19 protein-coding genes are annotated in these 20207 nt (G+C 47.6%); 13 read left to right on the top strand and 6 right to left on the bottom strand.

The window, feature by feature from the left end:
- Positions 1-167: 167 nt before the first annotated feature.
- From Q0171_RS03190 to Q0171_RS03210, 5 genes are all read left to right on the top strand, one after another.
- Positions 168-911 carry a hypothetical protein gene (locus Q0171_RS03190; protein WP_299326714.1) on the top strand — a complete coding sequence of 248 codons (744 nt, stop codon included), beginning with the start codon at positions 168-170 and terminating at the stop codon, positions 909-911.
- Positions 912-1011: 100 nt separating this feature from the next.
- The gene (locus Q0171_RS03195; protein ID WP_299326715.1) at positions 1012-1713 is read left to right on the top strand and encodes a UPF0323 family lipoprotein; all 702 of its coding nucleotides are present in this window, start codon (positions 1012-1014) and stop codon (positions 1711-1713) included.
- Positions 1714-1892: 179 nt separating this feature from the next.
- The gene (gene polA, locus Q0171_RS03200; protein ID WP_299326716.1) at positions 1893-4694 is read left to right on the top strand and encodes a DNA polymerase I; all 2802 of its coding nucleotides are present in this window, start codon (positions 1893-1895) and stop codon (positions 4692-4694) included.
- Positions 4695-4856: 162 nt separating this feature from the next.
- Complete coding sequence (locus Q0171_RS03205; RefSeq protein ID WP_299326717.1) at positions 4857-5348, top strand: hypothetical protein; 492 nt, start codon at positions 4857-4859, stop codon at positions 5346-5348.
- Positions 5281-5865, top strand: a complete 585-nt coding sequence (locus tag Q0171_RS03210) for an FkbM family methyltransferase (protein WP_299326718.1) — start codon at positions 5281-5283, stop codon at positions 5863-5865. The genes Q0171_RS03205 and Q0171_RS03210 overlap by 68 nt, the downstream gene beginning before the upstream one ends.
- A 77-nt stretch (positions 5866-5942) precedes the next feature.
- On the opposite strand, the gene Q0171_RS03215 is transcribed toward Q0171_RS03210, so the two are convergent.
- From Q0171_RS03215 to Q0171_RS03235, 5 genes are all read right to left on the bottom strand, one after another.
- Entirely contained in the window at positions 5943-6767 is an 825-nt protein-coding gene (locus Q0171_RS03215) for a pyridoxine 5'-phosphate synthase (RefSeq protein WP_299326761.1), read from the bottom strand.
- Between the two features lie 2 nt (positions 6768-6769).
- Positions 6770-7441, bottom strand: coding sequence for a thioredoxin fold domain-containing protein (locus tag Q0171_RS03220; RefSeq protein ID WP_299326719.1), 672 nt, complete (start codon positions 7439-7441; stop codon positions 6770-6772).
- Between the two features lie 58 nt (positions 7442-7499).
- On the bottom strand, positions 7500-8054 hold the full coding sequence (locus Q0171_RS03225) for an SCO family protein (protein WP_299326720.1): 555 nt from the start codon (positions 8052-8054) through the stop codon (positions 7500-7502).
- A 116-nt stretch (positions 8055-8170) separates the two neighbouring features.
- The gene (locus tag Q0171_RS03230; protein ID WP_299326721.1) at positions 8171-8671 is read right to left on the bottom strand and encodes a hypothetical protein; all 501 of its coding nucleotides are present in this window, start codon (positions 8669-8671) and stop codon (positions 8171-8173) included.
- A gap of 102 nt (positions 8672-8773) precedes the next feature.
- Entirely contained in the window at positions 8774-9319 is a 546-nt protein-coding gene (locus Q0171_RS03235; RefSeq protein WP_299326722.1) for a copper chaperone PCu(A)C, read from the bottom strand.
- Positions 9320-9469: 150 nt separating this feature from the next.
- Between Q0171_RS03235 and gltX the strand changes: the two genes are divergently transcribed.
- From gltX to Q0171_RS03255, 4 genes are read left to right on the top strand one after another with little or no spacing between them, the layout of a single operon-like run.
- Positions 9470-10882 (top strand): glutamate--tRNA ligase, encoded by a 1413-nt coding sequence (gene gltX, locus Q0171_RS03240; RefSeq protein WP_299326763.1) that lies wholly within the window; start codon positions 9470-9472, stop codon positions 10880-10882.
- Between the two features lie 17 nt (positions 10883-10899).
- A complete protein-coding gene (locus Q0171_RS03245) occupies positions 10900-11613 on the top strand; it encodes a YebC/PmpR family DNA-binding transcriptional regulator (protein ID WP_299326723.1) in 714 nt (237 codons plus the stop codon).
- Between the two features lie 28 nt (positions 11614-11641).
- Positions 11642-12739: a chorismate mutase gene (gene pheA, locus Q0171_RS03250; protein ID WP_299326724.1), complete on the top strand. Its 1098-nt coding sequence runs from the start codon at positions 11642-11644 to the stop codon at positions 12737-12739.
- Between the two features lie 26 nt (positions 12740-12765).
- The gene (locus Q0171_RS03255; RefSeq protein ID WP_299326725.1) at positions 12766-13722 is read left to right on the top strand and encodes a phosphatidylglycerol lysyltransferase domain-containing protein; all 957 of its coding nucleotides are present in this window, start codon (positions 12766-12768) and stop codon (positions 13720-13722) included.
- On the opposite strand, the gene Q0171_RS03260 is transcribed toward Q0171_RS03255, so the two are convergent.
- Positions 13657-13962, bottom strand: a complete 306-nt coding sequence (locus Q0171_RS03260; RefSeq protein WP_299326726.1) for a hypothetical protein — start codon at positions 13960-13962, stop codon at positions 13657-13659. The two genes, Q0171_RS03255 and Q0171_RS03260, sit on opposite strands and share 66 nt — an antisense overlap.
- A 54-nt stretch (positions 13963-14016) precedes the next feature.
- On the opposite strand from Q0171_RS03260, the gene Q0171_RS03265 reads away from it, so the two are divergent.
- The 4 genes from Q0171_RS03265 to Q0171_RS03280 all read left to right on the top strand — a co-directional run bounded on the left by Q0171_RS03265 (position 14017) and on the right by Q0171_RS03280 (position 20207).
- Positions 14017-15546, top strand: a complete 1530-nt coding sequence (locus tag Q0171_RS03265; RefSeq protein WP_299326727.1) for a DegT/DnrJ/EryC1/StrS family aminotransferase — start codon at positions 14017-14019, stop codon at positions 15544-15546.
- Between the two features lie 156 nt (positions 15547-15702).
- On the top strand, positions 15703-17697 hold the full coding sequence (locus Q0171_RS03270; protein ID WP_299326728.1) for a methyl-accepting chemotaxis protein: 1995 nt from the start codon (positions 15703-15705) through the stop codon (positions 17695-17697).
- A 170-nt stretch (positions 17698-17867) separates the two neighbouring features.
- On the top strand, positions 17868-18815 hold the full coding sequence (locus Q0171_RS03275) for a UbiA prenyltransferase family protein (RefSeq protein ID WP_299326729.1): 948 nt from the start codon (positions 17868-17870) through the stop codon (positions 18813-18815).
- A 30-nt stretch (positions 18816-18845) separates the two neighbouring features.
- A complete protein-coding gene (locus Q0171_RS03280; RefSeq protein WP_299326730.1) occupies positions 18846-20207 on the top strand; it encodes a glycosyltransferase family 39 protein in 1362 nt (453 codons plus the stop codon).

Genomic DNA, 20207 nt, shown 5'->3' on the forward strand with positions numbered 1-20207 from the left:
TCCCACACTTGCAATTTTATTATGAGATTTTATTTTATGTGGCATTATTGCAAGTGCGGTTTGCCTGCGCGTATTTCACATGGCACAGATAGATCGAGCGTAAGTAGTAAATCTACTAGCACAATCGCGTATCATTAAATATTATCCAACTCACACAAGGATACCCAATGAAATTACTTCACCTATGCGGATTGCTAGCAAGCCTAGCGACATTTGCACTCGCAGATGCAGGAGATGTAGCCAAAGGCGCCAAAGCCCTCCTAGAATCCACCACCAAACGCACCCTAGAAGTCATAAGCTACGAGAAGCTAGAGGGCACAGGGCTCTACATGCTTATCGTGCGCGATAAAGTCAATGGCTACAAAACGCTTCTCCTAAGCGATGAAAAGCAAAAAAACCTAAGCGTGGTAAGCGGGTTTTTCAGCGAAGACAAATCTCTTGGTAAGCGCGTAGAATCCCAGCTCCAAACTATCCGTCAAGACAATCTCAAAGTCCAAAACTCCGCCAAGCTCAACGCACTTTTTTCTTCAATCCCAAAAGACTATGCGATCACAATCACAGGCGCGACCCCTAAGCGTCTCTACATCGTCTCTGACCCCATGTGCTCGCACTGCCAAGAGGAGCTAGCCCATATAGAATCCAAGCTCAAAACCCATACAATCATAATGATCCCTGTGGGGTTGCTTGGGACAGAGTCGCTGGAAAAATCCGCTGAAATCTATGACAAAATCCGCACTGCCACCACACCAAAGGCACAAATCGATATTCTGCGCTCAATCTACTCCCAAGCCCACAAAGCGGGCAAAACAAGCAATGAAGCCCAAAGCCTTGCCGCACGCGTAACAAACATGATTAAAATGTCTGGGCTTATCGAGGGTGTGCCATTTATTTATGAGCCTTTAGGGCTTTGATAGCCTATCAATAGCGCTAAAGGCGTTTCGACAAATACCAAGACAGCGCACTAGATTCTAGCACTCAAACTCAAGCAATCTTAAACCAAAGGAGACACCCATGAAATCCCACAAGCCAGCCAGATTCTCCGGCGCCTTGCGCCAATCCCCAGAATCCAAATCCCCGTATAGAAAAATCGCGGATTTTGCGATGATAGGCGGACTAAGCGCGCTAGTGGTGGCGAGCCTCGCAGGCTGCGACACAGATTCTCCCTCTAGCCAAAATCCCCAAGCCCCACAAAACACCCAAGCCATCAAGCAAGGCGCGTTTGTAATCCTTGAAGAACAGCCAAATGGCAAATACAAAGTGCTTGAAGAATACCCAAGCAGCACCACGCGTGTGGTAGTGCGAGATCTACAAGGACAAGAGCGCATACTAAGTGATGAGGAAATAGAGAATCTCCTCAAACAAGAAGAAATGCGAATCGATAATGGCACAAGCGAGCTCACAGCCCAAGGAAATAGTGCTAGCAGTGGGGAGAGTGGCGGACTTGGACTAGGCGGAGCGATCCTAGCAAGCGCAGCGGGCGCACTACTAGGAAGCTACATCGGCAACAAACTTTTCAACAACCCAAACTACCAGCAAAACAAGCAACGCACCTACAAATCCCCTCAAGCTTATGAGCGGAGTGCAAATAGCTTCAAGCAAGGCGCACAAAGCCCTAGAGCAGGCACTAGCGCCACACCAAGCAATGCCAAGGGCGGATTCTATGGCAACAGCGCGGCGAAATCCCCACAAAGCAGCGGAGGCTATGGTAGCTAGATTCTAAGCATATAAGCGCGATTAGTAGCGGCATGGCTTTTGCGCAAGCCGTGAGCATAGGGCAATACAAGTAGCAAATCAATGGGAATCTAAATAAAAATCCAGCAGATTTTATATAAGCCTACATCGCACTAAATCTTGCGCTAAATCCTTAATCAAACTTTTGCCAAAGGCTTTTTATGCAGCAGCTTATCATTATCGATACTTTTGGGTTTTTTTTCCGTAGCTTTTACGCACTCCCACCATTGCAAAACTCCCAAGGCTTTCCCACTGGGCTTTTGACAGGCTTTGCCAATCTCATCATGCGGCTATACAAAAGCAATCCGCACGACTACATTATTTTCGCGCTTGAAGGTGGTGGAGAGAGTGTGCGCAAACAGCTCTACCCCGACTACAAAGCCAACCGCCAAGAAACCCCTAAAGACTTGCTACTCCAGCTGCCCATAGCCATAGAGTGGATTGAGAAAATGGGCTTAGTGAAGCTTATGTATGAAGGCTATGAAGCCGATGATGCCATCGCCTCGCTGGCAAATTTTGCCAAAGCCAAGGGCTTAGAGACTCAAATCATCAGCCACGATAAAGATCTCTATCAGCTTATCGATGATTCCACCTACTTGCTTGACCCTATCAAACAAACCCCAATCCACGAGCCAGAATGTATCGCGAAATTTGGCGTGCCGCCGCGGTTGTTTATCGACTATCAAAGTCTAGTAGGCGATAGTAGCGACAATGTGCCAGGAGTCAAAGGCATAGGCGCAAAAACCGCATGCAAGCTGCTGGAGCATTTTGGCAGTCTTGATGCGATGTATGCGCGCGAAAATGAGCTAGAATCCGTAGTCAGTAAGCGCCTAGCCCAACTCGTGCGTGAGCAAAAGGACATGGCGCTTGTGAGCAGAAAGCTTGTTACCCTAGAGAAAAATCTCCCTATCAACATCGAGCTTAAAAATCTCCGCATGCCCGAGAAAAACCCTCTGCTTGGGATTATCGATGAGCTTATCAGCTATGAATTTACCAAAATCGTGCAGCGACTCTCTGGCGAGCCCATGAATGTCAAGCTCTCGCGCAAAATCTCCAGCCCAGCGCCAGATCACGCACTAGATTCTAGCCTAGAATCCACTCCCCCAGAATCTAGCAATACAAGCTTTAGATTCTGCGCACATACACTCTGGGATCTACCCTCTATCCAAGCTCTCCTAGCCCCCCTACCAAAAGACACTAAAATCGCCTATGACTGCGAGACAACAGGGCTTGATACTAGCAAAGCCGAGCTTGTGGGCTTTAGCTTCTGCTTTGATGGGTGCAACGCCTACTATGTCCCAGTCGCGCACTCCTATCTAGGCGCACCACAGCAGCTAGGGCTAGAGCAGGCTAAGCTCGCCCTGGAATTGCTATTTAGCTTCCCACTTATTGGGCATAATCTCAAATACGATCTCAAAATCGCTAAAAAGCTTGGCATAACGCCTAAACGCGAGATTTACGACTCCATGCTGCTAGCATGGCTACAAGATAGCATGAGCAAAGTGGGCTTAGATGAGCAGATGAAGCGGTGGTTTGGTCATGAGATGATTCCTTTTAGTAAAGCGCTTGGCGATGGAGAAGATTTCTCCCAAGTAGCTTGCGACATCGCTACCACCTATGCCGCAGAAGACGCGGCTGCGAGCTTCGCGCTCTATCATAAACTCTGCAAACAACTAGAATCTAGTGGTCTATCGCATTTGCTTCATCTCGCAAACACGCTAGAGTTTCCATTTATCCATGTGCTACTTGCTATGGAGGAGTGTGGGATACGCATTGATAGAGCGTATTTCGAGCAGCTCTCCAAGCGATTTAGCACCGAGCTCACACATATCGAGCAAGAGATTTTCACCCTCTGCGATGAAGTTTTCAACCTAAACTCCCCCAAACAGCTTGGCGCTATGCTCTTTGAAAAGCTTGGTCTAAAAGCCCAGCGACAAATTAAAGGCGGCTATAGCACAGATGAAAAAACTCTGCGCACACTCTATGACGCCCACCCTGTTATCCCAAAGATTTTAGAGTATCGTGAGATCTCAAAGCTTGAAAATACTTATGTAGAACCCATGCTAAAGCACAGCAACCAAGGCAGAATCCACACTTCATTTCTCCAAACCGGCACCGCCACAGGTCGCCTAAGCTCCAAAAATCCAAATCTCCAAAATATTCCCGTGCGAAGCGAGCAGGGCAAGCTTATCCGTGCTGGATTTCGCGCGCGCGAAGGCTATAGACTTCTCTCAATCGACTATTCGCAAATCGAGCTGCGATTGCTCGCGCATTTTTCTAAAGATTCTGCGCTGGTGGAAGCATTTTGTAAGGGGTTAGATATTCATCTACAAACTGCCAGAATCCTCTTTGGCGAGCAGCTCGCCAAAGAAAAGCGCCACATCGCCAAAAGCATTAACTTCGGTCTCATCTATGGCATGGGCGCACGCAAGCTCTCCCAGACACTTGGGATTCCATTCAACGAGGCAAAGGCATATATCCAGAGCTATTTCGCCGCATTTCCATCAGTGAAAGATTTTCTAAAGTCCAAAGAAGAAGAGATTGCAAAGCAGGGCTACGCCCAGACACTGCTAGGACATCGGCGGTATTTTGACTTTAGCAATGCAAGCGAGTTTATGCGCGCAAACTACCTGCGCGAGGGGGTAAATACGATATTTCAAGGCAGTGCGGCAGATCTTATCAAAATGGCTATGCTAAAAATCCATGCCCACATCGCCAATTCCCATGTCTCCATGCTGCTACAAGTGCATGATGAGCTAATTTTTGAGCTACCATGCGATGAGAGAGCAAATGCGCGAGAAAACACCCTTAGTGGTGTAGGTGAATCTGGACAGAGAAGCAGCAATAAAAGTGCGCAAGAGTGGGCGCAAGAAATCGCGCATATCATGGACACAATCTACACACTCGAAGTTCCGCTAGAGTCAAGCATCGCCCTAGGCGATACCTGGGCAGAGCTGAAGTAGATTCTCATATATCTCACGCCATAATCGTATCGGGTATTCCATGTGCCATTTGACTAACATTTAGTGTTGGAATTGCCCATATCGCGTGTTTATAGCAAAATCTAATAGCTTATGGTAAAATCCGCCCGTGCCATGCCACAAATCTACTTCTAAAGGAACACAATGAGTTTTTTGTCTAAACCACTGGCGCAAGCCGTGTATCAAGCCCTGCTCAATACACAGAGCAAAAATATCCGCAGAATTCTCTTGCACGCACGCAATTTTTTGCTCCGCTTTTGCAATCCAATCATCACTGCAAAATTCAATGGATTTACGCTAACTATGCCTTTCGCTCATGCAATCTTTGTCATACAAAAACTCTATCCTCGCTATGACATGCGCTTGCATGGTATCGCAGAGTGTGTGCGCAATAAACATGGAAAGCTTGCGATGATCGATGTAGGTGCAAATATCGGTGATACCGCTGTTTTCACAAATATAGCTAATGCAGAGTATTTGCTCATTGAGGGTGAGAAAAGCTATGCCGATCTCATTCATACAAATCTTGCGCAAAATTTTACTGCGCCTGTGCATTTTACCACCAGTGATGAGCTTGCTATGCCTAGCGAGCCAGCCAAAACGGGGGGGGGGGGGGACACATTTTCTCCTCTATAATACTTTCATAGGCGAGAGTAGCAATAGCAACTATAGAGTAGATTTGCAAGATGGCAGCGGCAAGCTTACGCCACATGAGGAAGATAAGAGTGTGCAAAGTATTCAAATCCGCACACTCGATAGCATCATTACAGAATCCAATTTCTCGCCAAATTTCATAAAAATCGATACAGATGGATTTGACTTCAAGGTCTTGCGCTCTGGGGCACAGAGCATTGCTAAATTTAAACCAACGCTGTATTTTGAGTGGAGCTATCAGCATTTGCATGACATTGGCGAATCAGCAACTTCGATATTTCCGCTTCTCGCGCAGTGGGGATATGAACAGCTACTGATATTTGATAATTTTGGCTCTCCGCTTTGTGTGCTTTCAAGCTTAGATTCTAAAAATCTTTCACTACTTATGGACTACACGAGAGACTCCAAACAGATACATTACTTCGATGTGCTGGCATTTCATAGAGATAATGATGATTGCTTGCAAGCCTATCTAGCACAATATAAGCCCGCTTCCTAGGACAGAGCCACAAAAGCCTAGAATCTACTTAGATTTTGGGCTTTTGGCGGCAACTACAAACCCTACAAGCAAGCCGCTTATAGTGCGCTTGCAATCGCTTCTTGCATGTCTTTTATCGCTTGATAGAGTCCTACCATAAGCGCGCGCGCGATGATACTATGCCCGATATTCAGCTCTTGTAGGTGTGGGAGCTTGACGATTGGCGCGATGTTTTCGTAGTTTAGCCCATGCCCAGCAAACACCAAAAGCCCTAGCGTATGAGCATAGCTTGCTGCGCACTCTAGCGCGTTTATCTCGCGCGCGAGCCGCTCTTTTAGCTCTCTTGCTAGATCTGCCCTAGCCTGCGCGGATTTGGGCGCGAAATCTCGCATACTCTCCCTAGCATTATGACTATGTGGCAAGCAGGAGTGCAGCATATCGTAGCAGTGTGCGAACGCGCCGGTATGCAGCTCCACGCCAGATACTCCAAGCTCCTGCGCACGCACGATAGACTCCCGATCTGGCTCGATAAACACCGCCACAGGGATACCCGCCTCCCTAAATCGCGCAATCGCAGAATCCACCTGCGGAGCGTGCATGTTTAGCCCACCCTCTGTGGTGATCTCCTCGCGCTTCTCCGGCACAAGCGTAACTTTATGCACTCCCAAATCGCATAAAATCTCCACCACGCCTCCAGCACTCAAATCGCACGCGCACTCGACATTCACAGGTAGTGGCGAGTGTGTAAGAATCCTCCGCACATCATCATCATGGATATGGCGGCGATCCTCGCGTAGGTGGATAGTGATCTGCTGGACCTGGGCATTTTTGGCGATAAACACTGCTTCAAGCGGATCTGGCTGGTGTATCCTGCGAGCTTGACGGAGTGTGGCGATATGATCGATATTTAGTCCAAGTGCGATTTTCATGGCTGTCCTTGTGTAGAGATAGACGAAGTAGGCGCATACATAGCGCGGGAGAAAGCAAGTAGGCGGGATTTTATCCACTGGGATTTAGCTTCTTTGGTAGGGAGATCTAGTGGGAGAGCCTGCAAAAGCTCCAGTAGATACGCAAGCTCACGCGCGCTCAATACACCTTGATGAGTAAAAATAGGCGAGAGATCATCATCAAACGCCACAAGCGTAGGCGTAGCGATGACCCCAAGCTCCTGACGCAATGCTTTGATAGAAACAGGCGCAGGAGAGAGCGGAAGCAAAATCGGGGATTTCTCATAGATATCAAGACTATGAAAGGAAAATCCAGATTCTAGTGCTGGGGCGACTTGGGCGAGATTGGATTCTAGTGTATGGCAGGGTTTGCAGGACTTGGAGCTAAAGAGTAAGAGAAGCTTTTTTGCTGATGTGTGAGCGGGCGCATTGGTAGATTCTAGCGCGCTGGAGTGTGAGACAGCTCGTATAGAATCCACAGAATCTGCAAAGCCCTTTGTGGAATCTAGCCTAGATTCTGGCTTGGCAGCTGGCGCAAAATCCCTGCTCACTTGCCTATACTTCCCCTCAAGTGTCTCTACACGCTCCTGTGCATGCGCCACTCCCATAAGCAAGCCCCAGCTCCCCGCCAAAATCCACGCGCCTACCACAGCACACCTTTGCCACACCCTTTTGCTACGCCACAGCGATCTAGCCATTGGCACAATCCTAATGATTGGCGAAAAAGTCAGCAAGACTTTCTTTGATTGTCGCAAGATTGCTGATTTCATTGGTTAGGAAGCCTTGCTTGTCAAACAAATAGAGCGAAGAGCTATGCGAGATACTATAGCCTAGCTTGGAGTTTTGCAGTGGGACTATCTCTCGCTTCACACCATAGCGGTCAAGCACCGCTTGTAGCGTATGCTCACCAAGCCGCAGACCATAGGCGTTTGCATAAAAATGCTTCGCATAAGAATCCAGCGCCTTGATCTTATCGCGCTTGGGATCAAGCGTGATAAATAGCACCACCACATCGCTAAGATCGCTCCCCTGGGCTTTAAGCTCATCGAGAGCTTCTTGCAGCATGCCAAGCGTAGCAGGGCAAACATCGGGGCAAGACATGTAGCCAAAATATACGATTTTGTATTTGCCATCAAATGTATGTAGCGAAGCTTCGCCTTGTATCGTTTGTGCTTTAAAGTCGTAGGATTTGTATTTTTGCACACTCCATATACCAAGCCCCGCTAAAAATACCAAAACAACAAAACCAAAGAAAAATCGCATGTCCTTAACCCCCTAATTTAGCATTTGCCTAAACCACCAACCCCGCGCTAGCAAGCACTCCTACACAAGCGCACAGCCCAGAATCCAAACACCACAAAGCTCCATTCCCTGCTACTCTAATACACAAGCTTTACTCTTTTGCGTTTAGCATCAAAATCCACAGCCGCGCTACCATGACTAGTTTCAAGCTCCATGCGGTATTGCATGACCTCCTCTGTGCAGCTAGCTAGGATCGCGCGCCCCTCATACAGCTTATCATCGACCTTATGAAACTGCACCACCACCTCGCCCATATCCATATTCAGCCCGAAAATCACTGCTCGCAGCTGCGAGAAGTCCTCGCCCTGCACACGAAAAACGACTGATTCTAATGAAGCGATATCACTAGGGATCGCTTGGATACTTGCAGAAATCTGTTTATTAGATTCTGGGCTTGATTCTTGCTGGACAAATGTCAATGGGCAAGAGCCGAAATTAAGCATACACAGCCGAGCTTTGAGCTGTGGCTCATCATCGCCGCGCCCCTGCACACTTTGTGCAAGTTTGGACTGGGGTTTTAGAGCTTTAGATTGCGATTGCAGCATATAGAGCGAGCCCCTGCCCCATGTAAAATACATCACCAAAGCACACAAACCTAAGACTGATAAGGTGATCAACCCCTTTTTGGTGAGATGTTTATGCTTGCGTGCCATGACTAGTTAGATTCTCTAAGTTAGATTCTAGTGGGCATGTGTTTCTGGGTGGTGAGCCTCTGGGTGATGGACGCTCGTGCGTGCTTTCACGGGCACTTCAAGCACCGCTGAAGAATCATCATCGAAATAAAGCTTTAGCGAGATTGTTTGTCCTGCTTTTAAATGGGATTTAAGATCGATTAGCATAATGTGCAATCCGCCGGGTGCTAGCTCTATGGTGCTATCAGCAGGGATTTCGATTCGCTCGACTTGCTGCATGACTTTAGCGCCATCTTTTTCACTAGTCTCGTGTAGCTCCGCGGTGCCTTTGTTTTTGCCTAGGATTTCGACTTTCACAAGCGCGACAGGTTTATCGGTGTGGTTGGTGATTTTGCCAAATGCGGCACTAAGCTTTTTATCCGCGATTGTGGCAAAGGCGTAGAAATCTTTGGGGTGGATTTGAGGCATATCGGCTTTTGCCAAGCTTTGAGTGGTGCTAGATTCTGGGGTTTTTGTATCTTGCGCATAGCTTGTGCTAAGCCCTAGTAGCGCGATAAGTCCTGCACCAGCGCAAATGTGGAGCATATTTTTCATGGGACAATCCTTTTTGTGAGTTGGAATCTATGGTATAAAAAAGCCAATTAAAAATCAAGAACCAAACCTCACCTAAGCCAAATCATGCTAGAATCCGCGCCATACATGCGACAAGCTTCAATCCTAAATGAAATCCTACAAGGAGCATATATGCCAGAGATTGTTACCCGCTTCGCGCCCTCCCCGACGGGCTATTTACATATCGGGGGATTGCGCACGGCGTTATTTAACTACCTGCACGCACGCAAGCACGGCGGCAAATTCCTACTGCGGATTGAGGACACCGATCTTGCTAGAAACTCCCAAGACGCCGCCCAAGCGATCATTGAGTCTTTCAAATGGGTGGGGCTAGAATGTGATGGCGAAGTTATCTACCAAAGTGAGCGTTTCCCCCTGTATGCCAGCTATGCTAAAAAGCTTGTAGAAGAGGGCAAGGCGTATTACTGCTATATGAGCAAAGATGAGCTAGAAGCCCTGCGAGAATCCCAACGCACACAAGGCATAACACCGCGCTATGATAATCGCTACCGCGACTTTAGCGGCACACCCCCAAGCGATGTAGAGCCTGTAATCCGCATAAAAGCCCCACTTGAAGGCGAAATCGCCTTTGATGATGGCGTCAAAGGCAGAATCTGCGTGCAAGCAAAGGAGCTTGATGACTTTATCATTTTGCGATCAGATGGCAGCCCCACTTATAACTTTGTCGTAGCTATTGATGATGCGCTAATGGGCGTAACAGATGTAATCCGCGGCGATGATCACACAAGCAACACGCCAAAGCAGATTCTCATCTACCAAGCACTAGGCTTTGCAATCCCTAAGTTTTATCATATCCCTATGATTTTAAACCCAGAGGGCAAGAAGCTTAGTAAGCGCGATGGCGCGATGGGCGTTATGGACTATAAGCTTATGGGCTATTTGCCAGAAGCACTGCTAAATTTCCTTGTGCGACTTGGCTGGAGCTATGAAGATAAGGAGATTTTCTCCCTCCAAGAAATGCGCGAGCTCTTTGATGCTAAAGACATCAACTCTTCTGCAAGCCGCTACAATCAAGAAAAATTTTTGTGGCTTAATCAGCACTATATCAAAGCCTGCGATGATACTAGGCTAGAAGCCTTGCTAGGCGAGTTTGGTATAAATCTTAGCACCCTCCAAGCAGAGCGCAAAAGCCTACTTTTCTCCGTGCTAAAAGATAGGAGCAAGACCCTGCTAGAGTTCGCCGCACAGATTAAAGACCTCCAATCCCAGCTAGAATCTTATGATGAGAAAATGCTCTCTAAGCTTGATCCAGCAGCCAAAACACTGCTAGGAGAGCTAGCGCTAGATTCTGGGTTTGCAGAGAGATTTCATACGCCAAGTGCGAGTAAAGCAGCGCAAGCCCTAGAATCCTATCTGCATGAGTTCGCAGAAGCTAAGGGCATAAAAATCGGCAAGCTTATGCCAGCCCTGCGCCTAGCCCTGCTTGGCAAGCCCGGTGGCATAGGTGTGTGTGAAGCGCTTGTCATCATAGGCGAAAGTGAGAGCATAAAGCGCCTCAATGCACTTAGCACATATACATCTTAATACACGAAAGGAATACCATGGGACGAGCTTTTGAATACCGCCGCGCTGCCAAAGAAAAACGATGGGATAAGATGAGCAAAGTTTTCCCCAAGCTGGCTAAAGCCATCACCGCTGCTGCCAAAGAGGGCGGCGCAGACCCCGCGAGCAACGCCAAGCTTCGCACAGCAATCGCCACTGCCAAAGCGCAAAATATGCCTAAAGATAATATCGATGCCGCCATTAAACGCGCGAGTGGGAAAGATGGCGCATTTAGCGAGCTAAGCTATGAGGGCAAAGCTGCTAATGGCGTGCTAATTTTCATCGAATGCACCACCGACAACCCCACCCGCACCATCGCTAATATCAAAAGCTACTTCAACAAAAGCCCCGGTGCTTCTATCGTGCCAAATGGCAGCCTAGAATTTATGTTTGCTAGAAAAAGTGTCTTTGCCTTTAGCAAGCCAGAGTCTCTACCCCTAGATGAGCTAGAGCTAGCCCTCATCGACTATGGGCTAGAGGAGCTAGAGTCTTTAGAAGATGGCAGCCTAATCGCCTATGGGGGCTATGCAGACTTTGGGGCATTAAGTGAGGGGCTAGAGTCCTTACAAATCACGCCCACAAGTGCCAAGCTCGCTAGAATCCCCACAAGCCCCATAACTTTAAGCGAAGAGCAGATAGAAGAGCTAGAGAAGCTGCTTGATAGGATTGAAGAAGATGATGATGTCCAAGCGGTTTATACAAACCTAGCCTAGAATCCACTTTTGCCCCTGAAGGAGATGTATGCCACGCCCTGACACAATGCCTGATGAAGCCCTAATCGCACGCTTGCGGAAGCAGATTGATAGCATTGATGAAAAGCTGCTAGCCCTGCTAGATTCTAGGCTTAAGATTGTCGCCCAAATTGGCGCAGCAAAGCTAAAGAGCAATGCCAGCATTTACCGCCCAGAGCGCGAGCTAGCGATCATCGCTCGCCTAAGCAGTCTGCCTGCAAAGCACCTAAGCAAAGACGCCATAGAAGCGATTTACCAAGAAATCTTTGCCATATCGCGCAACCTTGAGCTACCAGAGAAAGTCGCCTACCTAGGACCTGTGGGCAGCTACACCCACCAAGCCGCGGAATCGCGCTTTGGCGCGATGAGTGAGTATCTCCCCATAAACACCATTAGCGCGGTTTTTAACGTCCTAGAATCCAAGCAAGCACACTATGGTGTCGTCCCCATTGAGAACAACACCAATGGCATCGTAGGCGAGTGTATCGACAATCTTGCTAGCTCTAGTGTGAAAATCATCGCAGAAATCATTATGCCAATCCACCTAAGCTTCGCCACAGAGTGTGAGCATGTAAGCGAGATTGAGCGCATTTATAGCAAGGACATAGCCTTTGGGCAGTGCAATGCTTTTCTCCAAGCGCACAATCTCCTAAATATCCCCCAAATCCCCGTAGAATCCACCGCCAAAGCCGCCCAGCTCGCCACGCAAGACCCAAAGAGCGCGGCGATTTGCTCCCATATCGCCGCCAAGCTCTACCACCTACCGCTAATGTTTTCCCATATCCAAGACTCTCAAGGCAACAAAACGCGCTTTGTCATCTTAAGCGATTTTCACAACCCCCCAAGTGGCAATGATAAAACCTCTATTTTCGCGCGGCTCCAAGGCTTTGAAAAAGCTGGCACACTGTTGCGCTTTTTAGAGAGCTTCTCTCGTGCTAATATCAATCTAACCAAAATCGACTCCCGCCCTATCCGCTCTAAAAACAGCTTTGACTCGGGCTTTTATGTGGATTTTGTGGGGCATAGGGAGGAGCCGCATATCGCTGCGATTTTTGATGAGTGGGGCGAGCAGATAAAGTGGCTAGGTAGCTACCCCCAAACCCCCTAGAATCCACTTTTATGTAAGGACGCATTATGCCGCTATCTTTCACCCCCATAGCCCTAGAATCTAGGAGCGAGATTCTAGGATTTTTGCACAATGATCACTTCTCTATCGCGGATATTAGCTTTGGCAATCTCTACATTTGGAAGCACGCTAGGGAGATTAGCTATGCCATTTGCGGCGGCTCGCTACTTATCCAAACGCGCCAAACGCACAAAGAAGTGCAGACTCCCTACTTTTTCTTCCCCATAGGTGGCGATGAGTCCTCCAAGCTAGAAGCCCTAAAAGCCCTAGAATCCTACGCAAAGACACGCGGCTTCCCCCTGCATTTTGAGCGACTAGAAGCGCGCAATCTCCCCCTTTTGCGCCAAGCTTTCCCCACTATCACCACAGAGCCTACGCCCAATCACTTTGACTATGTGTATAGTGTAGAAGAGCTTATCGCGCTTAATGGACGCAAATTTCATAAGAAAAAAAACCACCTAAACAACTTCCTCCAACGCTATGAATGGGAGCTTGAGCCTATCACGCAGGCAAATGCCAAAGAGCTAGCCCAAGTAGCTAGAATCTGGCTTGATAGCAACCCTGCTAAAAGCGATGATTTAGAGCTAGAGTATCGTGGCATTTGCGCGGCATTAGAGAGCTTTGAGCTACTAGGGCTGCAAGGCATAGCAGTGCGCGCAAGAGAAAAGATAGCACTAGGCTCTAACAGCATAGACCCCACAATGCTAGAATCTAGTGCGCTGCCTATCATCGCCTTTAGCTTTGGGGAGATAATCAACGATGAAATGGCAGTAATCCACATCGAAAAAGCCGCGCCCAACATCATCGGCGCGTATCAAATCATAAACCAGCAGCTCTTAGCTCGCTGCTTCTCATCGCTGCGCTATGCCAATCGCGAGGAGGATTTGGGCATACCCGGGCTAAGGCAGGCGAAGAGGGGGTATAATCCTGTTTTTATGGTAGAAAAACACCGCGCTATTTTGTAGGGATTCGGTCTTGGGTAGGCAATGCGGATTGATTGCGTGATTTTGAGAGTAGTCATTACCGCTTAGGTAAATCCCTGCGCCCGCGCCGCAGAATCTAGCAAAAGCGCGCAAAAGCCTGCCGCCTGCGTGCTGGTTTAGAATCCACTTTTTACACTTCACGCCTTTTTTTGTCATTGCGAGCAAGCGCGGTAGTGGTGGCAAAGTGGATTCTAGGACAGAGGCACAAAACCTAGAATCCACTTGTAAAAACGCTAAAATTCCGCATAATTTCTACATAACTTCTGGCGGTGCGAAATGGATACAGATAAAAACGAGGATTCTAGGAGCGGGACAATGGATTGCCACGCCACTGCTGGCGCAGCGTCTCGCAATGACGATAAACACGCCACCACGCAAAACGAGGATTCTAAACCAGCACACAGGCGGCAGGATTTTGCGATTTTTGATAAAAACACCACAAATCTAAGCGACTTGGCGCAGGATTCTAGGATTTGCGATGAGAAATCGGGGCTTTTCAAGGACTCTCAAGGGCGCGCACTTAGCGTGCGTAACCGCCGAGAGTCCGCAGAAATCGCCGATTTATCGCGCAAAGCCGAATCCACCAAAGAAGCTGAATCGCCACAAACACAAATCCCGCTTATTGATTTACACGCCCAATACCACGCCTACAAGCACGAGCTAGATTCTGCTATCGCTAGCGTTTTGCACAGCCAGCACTTCATCTTAGGCGAGCACTCTCAAGCACTAGAGAGTGAGCTAGCGAGCTTTGTGGGCAGGCGATTTTGTATCACCTGCTCTAGTGGGACAAACGCACTTTTACTAGCCCTACTCGCGCTTGATATAGGCGCGGGCGATGAAGTCATCACGCCTAGCTTTAGCTTCATCGCCGCGGCGGAAATGGTGGCATTCCTAGGGGCGAAGCCTGTGTTTGTGGATATTTGCCCTAGCACCTACACGCTAGATATAGCCCAAGTCAAGCGCGCAATCACCCCTCGCACAAGGGCGATTATCCCAGTATGTCTCTTTGGACTGCCTTATGATGTATCAGGGCTAGAGAGTCTTGCCAGAATCCACGCAATCCCTATCATCGAAGATGGCGCACAGAGCTTTGGAGCAGCGATTGTAAATCCTAGTGGCGAACAGGCAGAGCGCAGGTCTGGGAGCTTTGGGGATCTTAGTATCACAAGCTTTTTCCCCGCCAAGCCGCTTGGGGGCTATGGCGATGGCGGCGCAGTGTTTTGCGATGATGAAAATCTCGCCCAAAGACTCCGCACCCTGCGCAATCACGGGCAAACCTCCAAATATCGCCACACTACGCTAGGGCTAAATACTAGGCTCGATGAGCTGCAGTGCGCGATTTTGCGCGTGAAGCTAAGACATTTTCCAAAAGAGCTAGAGGCACGCCAGAATCTAGCCCGCCGATACTTCGCCCTACTCGCTAAGGATTCTAGGCTAGATTCTAGCAGGACAGATTCTCGCACACCAGAATCTAGCCTATCCAAATCCAGCACGCCAGATTCTAGACTCTGCCTGCCCCATATCCCTAAGGGGCGCAGAAGCAGCTTCGCGCAGTTTTGCCTGCAAGCACAAAGCACAGAATCTAGGGAGCAGATTCTGCTCACACTCGCGTGCCATGGTATCGCCACAGCCATTCACTACCCAGCTCCCCTGCATTTACAAGAAGCATTTGCCTATCTTGGCTATAAGCGCGGGGATTTTCCAGTGAGTGAGTGCGTGAGTGAGCGGATATTTTCAATCCCCTTGTGTGCTTTTCTTTCGCCAAGCGCACAAGAGCAAATCGCTAAGGTGTTGTGCAGATTCTAGCGATTTGGCTTTTGCAAACGCCCTAATTCTCAATTTCTCCATCGCTCCAAAGCGCGAGCAAATCGCTCTGGCACATCTTGTTTTTGTTTTTGTTTTTTTTTTTTTTTTGTGGTAGCATTGCGCGCATTTCGTTTATTTTTGCTTTAAGGAGTTTTCGTGAGCAAGTTGAGCATTTCGCAGAAAATCGCTTTTATGATCATTGGACTTTTGATAGTAATCTTTACGGCATTCCAAATCGTAGGCTTTGTATTGGCGAAAAAGGGGATCCTAGAGAGTGTGGGGCATGGGAAGCAAGAGAGCGTGAAAAACGCCCTAAGCTTCATTGACACCTATTTCGATGCGCGGCGTGATTTTATCGAGCGCGTGGCAAAAGACATCGCAGAATCTGGCGATCTCTCCCAGCAAAATGTCGCACATTGGCTCAAAGAAGCCTACGGATTTACCTCAATGGACGCGCTCTATCTAGGCTATGAGAGCGATGGACTGCTTGTCAAAACCGACAAACAATCTGGCAATAAACCTTATATCCTTGATAAAAGCAAGGGCTTTGATTCTCGCACACGAGAGTGGTTCATCGATGCAAAAAATAACAAAAATTCCGGCTTCACAAGACCATTTCGTGATATCACGACAAACGAGCTCACACTCTCAGTCTATGCGCCTATCATTATCAACGGAAAAGTCGTCGCAGTCGTGGGCGCAAATATCTTCCTAAAAGACTTGCAGAGGGCTTTCATGGGGCTAAAGACCACAGAGAGCAGCTCGGTATTTCTCGTAGGCTTTGATACGCGAGGGACATATAATCTCCTACACTCTGATGAGAAAATCCTTTTCTCCGAGGACACTTCTAAATACCAAGTCTATGATGAGCTCTACGCACAGACACCTAAAGAAATCGGCGTGCTCTCTCCTGTGCTACACTATGAATACAATGATGTAAAAAAGGTCGCCGTCTGTGATGTGAATAAATACAACTGGCTACTCTGCTCTTCAAACTCCGAGACAGATTTCGAAGAGGAGCTACATACTTATCTCATCTCGCTTATTAGCTTCTCGCTAGTGGCGGTGATTTTTGTTTCAGCATTTTTGTATTGGATTATTGTGTATCAGCTCCGCCATATCTCGGTTATCACAAATGGACTTGTGAAGTTTTTTGACTTTATCAACCACAAGTCCAATGACGCGCCGCTACTTCATATCAAGACACAAGATGAGTTTGGCAAAATGGCAAAAGCTATCAATACCAATATCGAGCATACCAAGAGAGCACTCGAGCAAGACAAACGCGCCGTAACTCAAGCAATCGCAGCGGTAAAAGATGTCGAAGCTGGCAAGATGACCTCGCGTATCCATGCCGAGCCAAACAACCCGCAAATCAAAGAGCTAGAGCTCGTGCTAAACCAAATGCTAGGCGTGCTGCAGTCCAAAATCGGCGCTGATATGAATGTCATCAATCAAGTTTTCGCTGCGTATAATCATTTTGACTTCACAAGCAAAATCGAGGGCGCACAAGGCGGTGTAGAAATCACGGTCAATAAGCTTGGTGAAGAGATTGTCGAAATGCTCAAAACCTCTCGTGGCTTTGCCAATGAGCTGGCAAATCAAAGCAGTATCCTAGAATCCTCCATGGGCAAGCTGCTTGATGGGACGCAGTCTCAAGCTAGTGCGCTTGAGCAGTCTGTTACAGCTGTGGGGCAAATCAATGCTTCTATGCATAATGTCAGCGCACAAACTAACGAAGCCACCGCACAAGCCCAAGATATCAAAAATATCGTAAGCGTGATCCAAGACATCGCCGAGCAGACAAATCTCCTAGCCCTAAATGCCGCTATCGAAGCAGCGCGGGCGGGCGAGCATGGGCGAGGGTTTGCCGTCGTGGCTGATGAGGTGCGAAAACTTGCCGAGAAGACAAGCAAATCGCTTAGTGAGATTGAGGCAAATATCTCTATCCTTGTCCAAAGCGTCAATGACATCTCCGAAGCGGTCAATGAGCAAACAGCTGGTCTCACCCAGATAAACGAAGCCATAAACCAAATCCAGACAATCACGCAAGAGAATGTCAATATCGCCAATAGCACCAATACAATCACGCAAAAGGTCAATACAATCGCTGAAGCTATCCAGGCTGATGTGCAGAAAAAGAAATTCTAGCACCAAAATCCAGGGCACTAGAATCTAGCACTACCAAAGACACTTGATGATGCTAGATTCTACATCGCCCCGCTACAAGGCAAAGACTAAGATACTTGCAACTTTAAGCTAGATTCTCCTACAATCCAAGCCTTGTTGATTTTCATTAAGCCCTACAAGGAATCTCTAAAATGAGCGCCCCCGCCAGTAATCTCTCAAACAAATTTCGCGCGCTTATCACGCTAATGCGCCCATATCAATATAGTAAAAATTTCTTTATCTTCGCACCGGCGTTCTTTGGGTTTGGGCAGTATGACTTAGGCGCAGTGTGGGGGTATTTACTACTAGGGTTTGTTGGATTTTGCCTTATCGCTAGTGGAATCTATGCGCTCAATGACATTATCGACGCCCAGCAAGATAGACTCCACCCCACGAAATGCAAGCGCCCAGTCGCTAGCGGCGCAATCTCTGCGACACAGGCAGGGCTGTTTAGCCTAGCACTTTTGCTCATAGGGGGGGGGGCATATATAATGTTAGGGTGCATATACAGGAGCGATGTTGCTGATGATTCTTTAGCTGGTTTATTTTGGGCGTTTAGCACTCCAGTGCTTCTTTATCTTCTACTAAATATTCTCTATTGTTTGAGACTAAAACACATCGCAATCGTTGATATCTTTTGTATCGCTAGTGGCTTTGTGATTCGGCTCTGGATTGGTGCGAATATCATTCAAGTCGCACTCTCGCATTGGATTGTCATTACGACATTTTTGCTAGCTCTATTTCTCGCGCTTGCTAAACGCCGAGATGACATTATCCTGCTAGAATCTGGCAAAAAAGTGCGCAAAAATATCGAGGGCTATAATCGCGTATTTTTAGACATCGCCATGGGGATTTCCGCCTCGCTTGTGATGGTGGCATATATCTTTTATAGTATTGATGAGTCGGTCAATGAGCGACTCCACACGCACAATCTCTATCTCACTTCTGTCTTTGTGCTACTAGGGATTTTTCGCTATATGCAGCTGACATTTGTAGAGCAAAATAGCGCAAGCCCATCAAAAATCCTGCTCAAAGATAAATTCCTGCAAATCACCATAGCCCTGTGGCTTTTAAGCTTTGTGGCTATTGGGTTTTGGTAGGCGCAAAATATATTTTAAACAAGGACTCTTATGCATACAAATCCACCAAATCAGGTCAAACTATCCCTACAAGAGCATCTTATGCTTTTTGCATTTATGGTAGTCTGCTTTATCGTGTTTTGCTATATGGACTATCGGTATTTAGACATAGAGTTTTTGAGCTTTACCAGAGGCGATGAGAGACCGCAATTTCTGCAACTGCAAAAAATGTATGAAGGGCTACTCGCACTTGATGTGAAGAAATTTTTTGCATTTGAGTTTTATAACTATGGCTTCTTCTACTATCTACTAAGCTTTCTATCCGCGCTGCCCTTTATCATCACAGAAAACTACCCGCTTCAAATCTACGCCCCACGCGTGCTAAACGCGCTTTTTAGCGTAGCAAATCTATGGATACTCTACAAAATCGCCAGAATCTATCTTGCACCACGCACAAGCATGCTCATACTTTTGCTGCTTACCTCCATGGGTGCTTTTTGGCATTTGGGCTTTTCTTTTAAGCCAGATGTATTTCAAGGCTTTTTCGTGCTACTTTGCGCTTATTTTCTCTTACAAGATCGTGGCATGCTTGGGCAAAACTATACACGCGCCTGGCTGGCTCTGGGGCTTGGCATAGGGTTAGCAAAATTTCAAGCAATTTTATTTATCCCTATGATATATGCCTATGTGTTTTGTCATACTTCTGGCGCACTACGCGATATCGCTAGATTCTACCAAGCGTGCAAACGCTCGATTGTAGCGACATTTGGCATGTTTGGAATCTGGATTCTCACAAACCCCTATCTCTTGCACCCAAGAGGCTTCAAAGCGTGGCTTAGTATGTTTGAGCTCAATATGCGCTCAAATGCTACCAACCACGGCGCATATACACAAGTGCCTTTAAGCGATAAACTCTCCCAAGTCATCGAGCTATACTATTTTGAAATTCTCGTGTTTCTCGCACTTAGCATTGCTGGGCTCTACTGCTGCATCATCACACTTAAATGGCTCATCTCGCAAAATCCACACACGCTAGATTCTGCTACACAGGATTCTATGTGTCAGCCATGCGCTCAAGCAAATTCCATATCTATCGAGTTTGCGCCCATTGCCACTGGGTTTTTCATCTCGCTTGCGTATCTGCTATTGTTTGTCAATAAAACATGGGAGGCTTACTACTTTAGCACTATGGCGCTAGGACTTACACTCGCTATCCCGCTTACCACTCTCTGTGCCATTACATGGAGTCAAATCGCTAAAATTACTACCACTTCTCCCAAGCTCTCCGCCAAAGCACTCTTGAAAACTTCTAAGGGGGGGGGGGCAGCATACTTTGTGCCATACGAATTGTGCGCTATCGCTATCCTCAATCCTGCTTGCCCTGCTACTTGGGCTACAAATCCTAGGAGGTAG

This window comes from uncultured Helicobacter sp. (assembly GCF_937906905.1).
Lineage (GTDB): Bacteria > Campylobacterota > Campylobacteria > Campylobacterales > Helicobacteraceae > Helicobacter_B.

Bases quoted from the DNA above. Each gene is read 5' to 3' on its own strand.
- Q0171_RS03190 (WP_299326714.1), top strand. From the start codon at position 168: ATGAAATTACTTCACCTATGCGGATTGCTAGCAAGCCTAGCGACATTT.
- Q0171_RS03195 (WP_299326715.1), top strand. From the start codon at position 1,012: ATGAAATCCCACAAGCCAGCCAGATTCTCCGGCGCCTTGCGCCAATCC.
- polA (WP_299326716.1), top strand. From the start codon at position 1,893: ATGCAGCAGCTTATCATTATCGATACTTTTGGGTTTTTTTTCCGTAGC.
- Q0171_RS03205 (WP_299326717.1), top strand. From the start codon at position 4,857: ATGAGTTTTTTGTCTAAACCACTGGCGCAAGCCGTGTATCAAGCCCTG.
- Q0171_RS03210 (WP_299326718.1), top strand. From the start codon at position 5,281: ATGAGCTTGCTATGCCTAGCGAGCCAGCCAAAACGGGGGGGGGGGGGG.
- Q0171_RS03225 (WP_299326720.1), bottom strand. From the start codon at position 8,054: ATGCGATTTTTCTTTGGTTTTGTTGTTTTGGTATTTTTAGCGGGGCTT.
- Q0171_RS03230 (WP_299326721.1), bottom strand. From the start codon at position 8,671: ATGTATTTTACATGGGGCAGGGGCTCGCTCTATATGCTGCAATCGCAA.
- Q0171_RS03235 (WP_299326722.1), bottom strand. From the start codon at position 9,319: ATGAAAAATATGCTCCACATTTGCGCTGGTGCAGGACTTATCGCGCTA.
- gltX (WP_299326763.1), top strand. From the start codon at position 9,470: ATGCCAGAGATTGTTACCCGCTTCGCGCCCTCCCCGACGGGCTATTTA.
- Q0171_RS03245 (WP_299326723.1), top strand. From the start codon at position 10,900: ATGGGACGAGCTTTTGAATACCGCCGCGCTGCCAAAGAAAAACGATGG.
- pheA (WP_299326724.1), top strand. From the start codon at position 11,642: ATGCCACGCCCTGACACAATGCCTGATGAAGCCCTAATCGCACGCTTG.
- Q0171_RS03255 (WP_299326725.1), top strand. From the start codon at position 12,766: ATGCCGCTATCTTTCACCCCCATAGCCCTAGAATCTAGGAGCGAGATT.
- Q0171_RS03265 (WP_299326727.1), top strand. From the start codon at position 14,017: ATGGATACAGATAAAAACGAGGATTCTAGGAGCGGGACAATGGATTGC.
- Q0171_RS03275 (WP_299326729.1), top strand. From the start codon at position 17,868: ATGAGCGCCCCCGCCAGTAATCTCTCAAACAAATTTCGCGCGCTTATC.
- Q0171_RS03280 (WP_299326730.1), top strand. From the start codon at position 18,846: ATGCATACAAATCCACCAAATCAGGTCAAACTATCCCTACAAGAGCAT.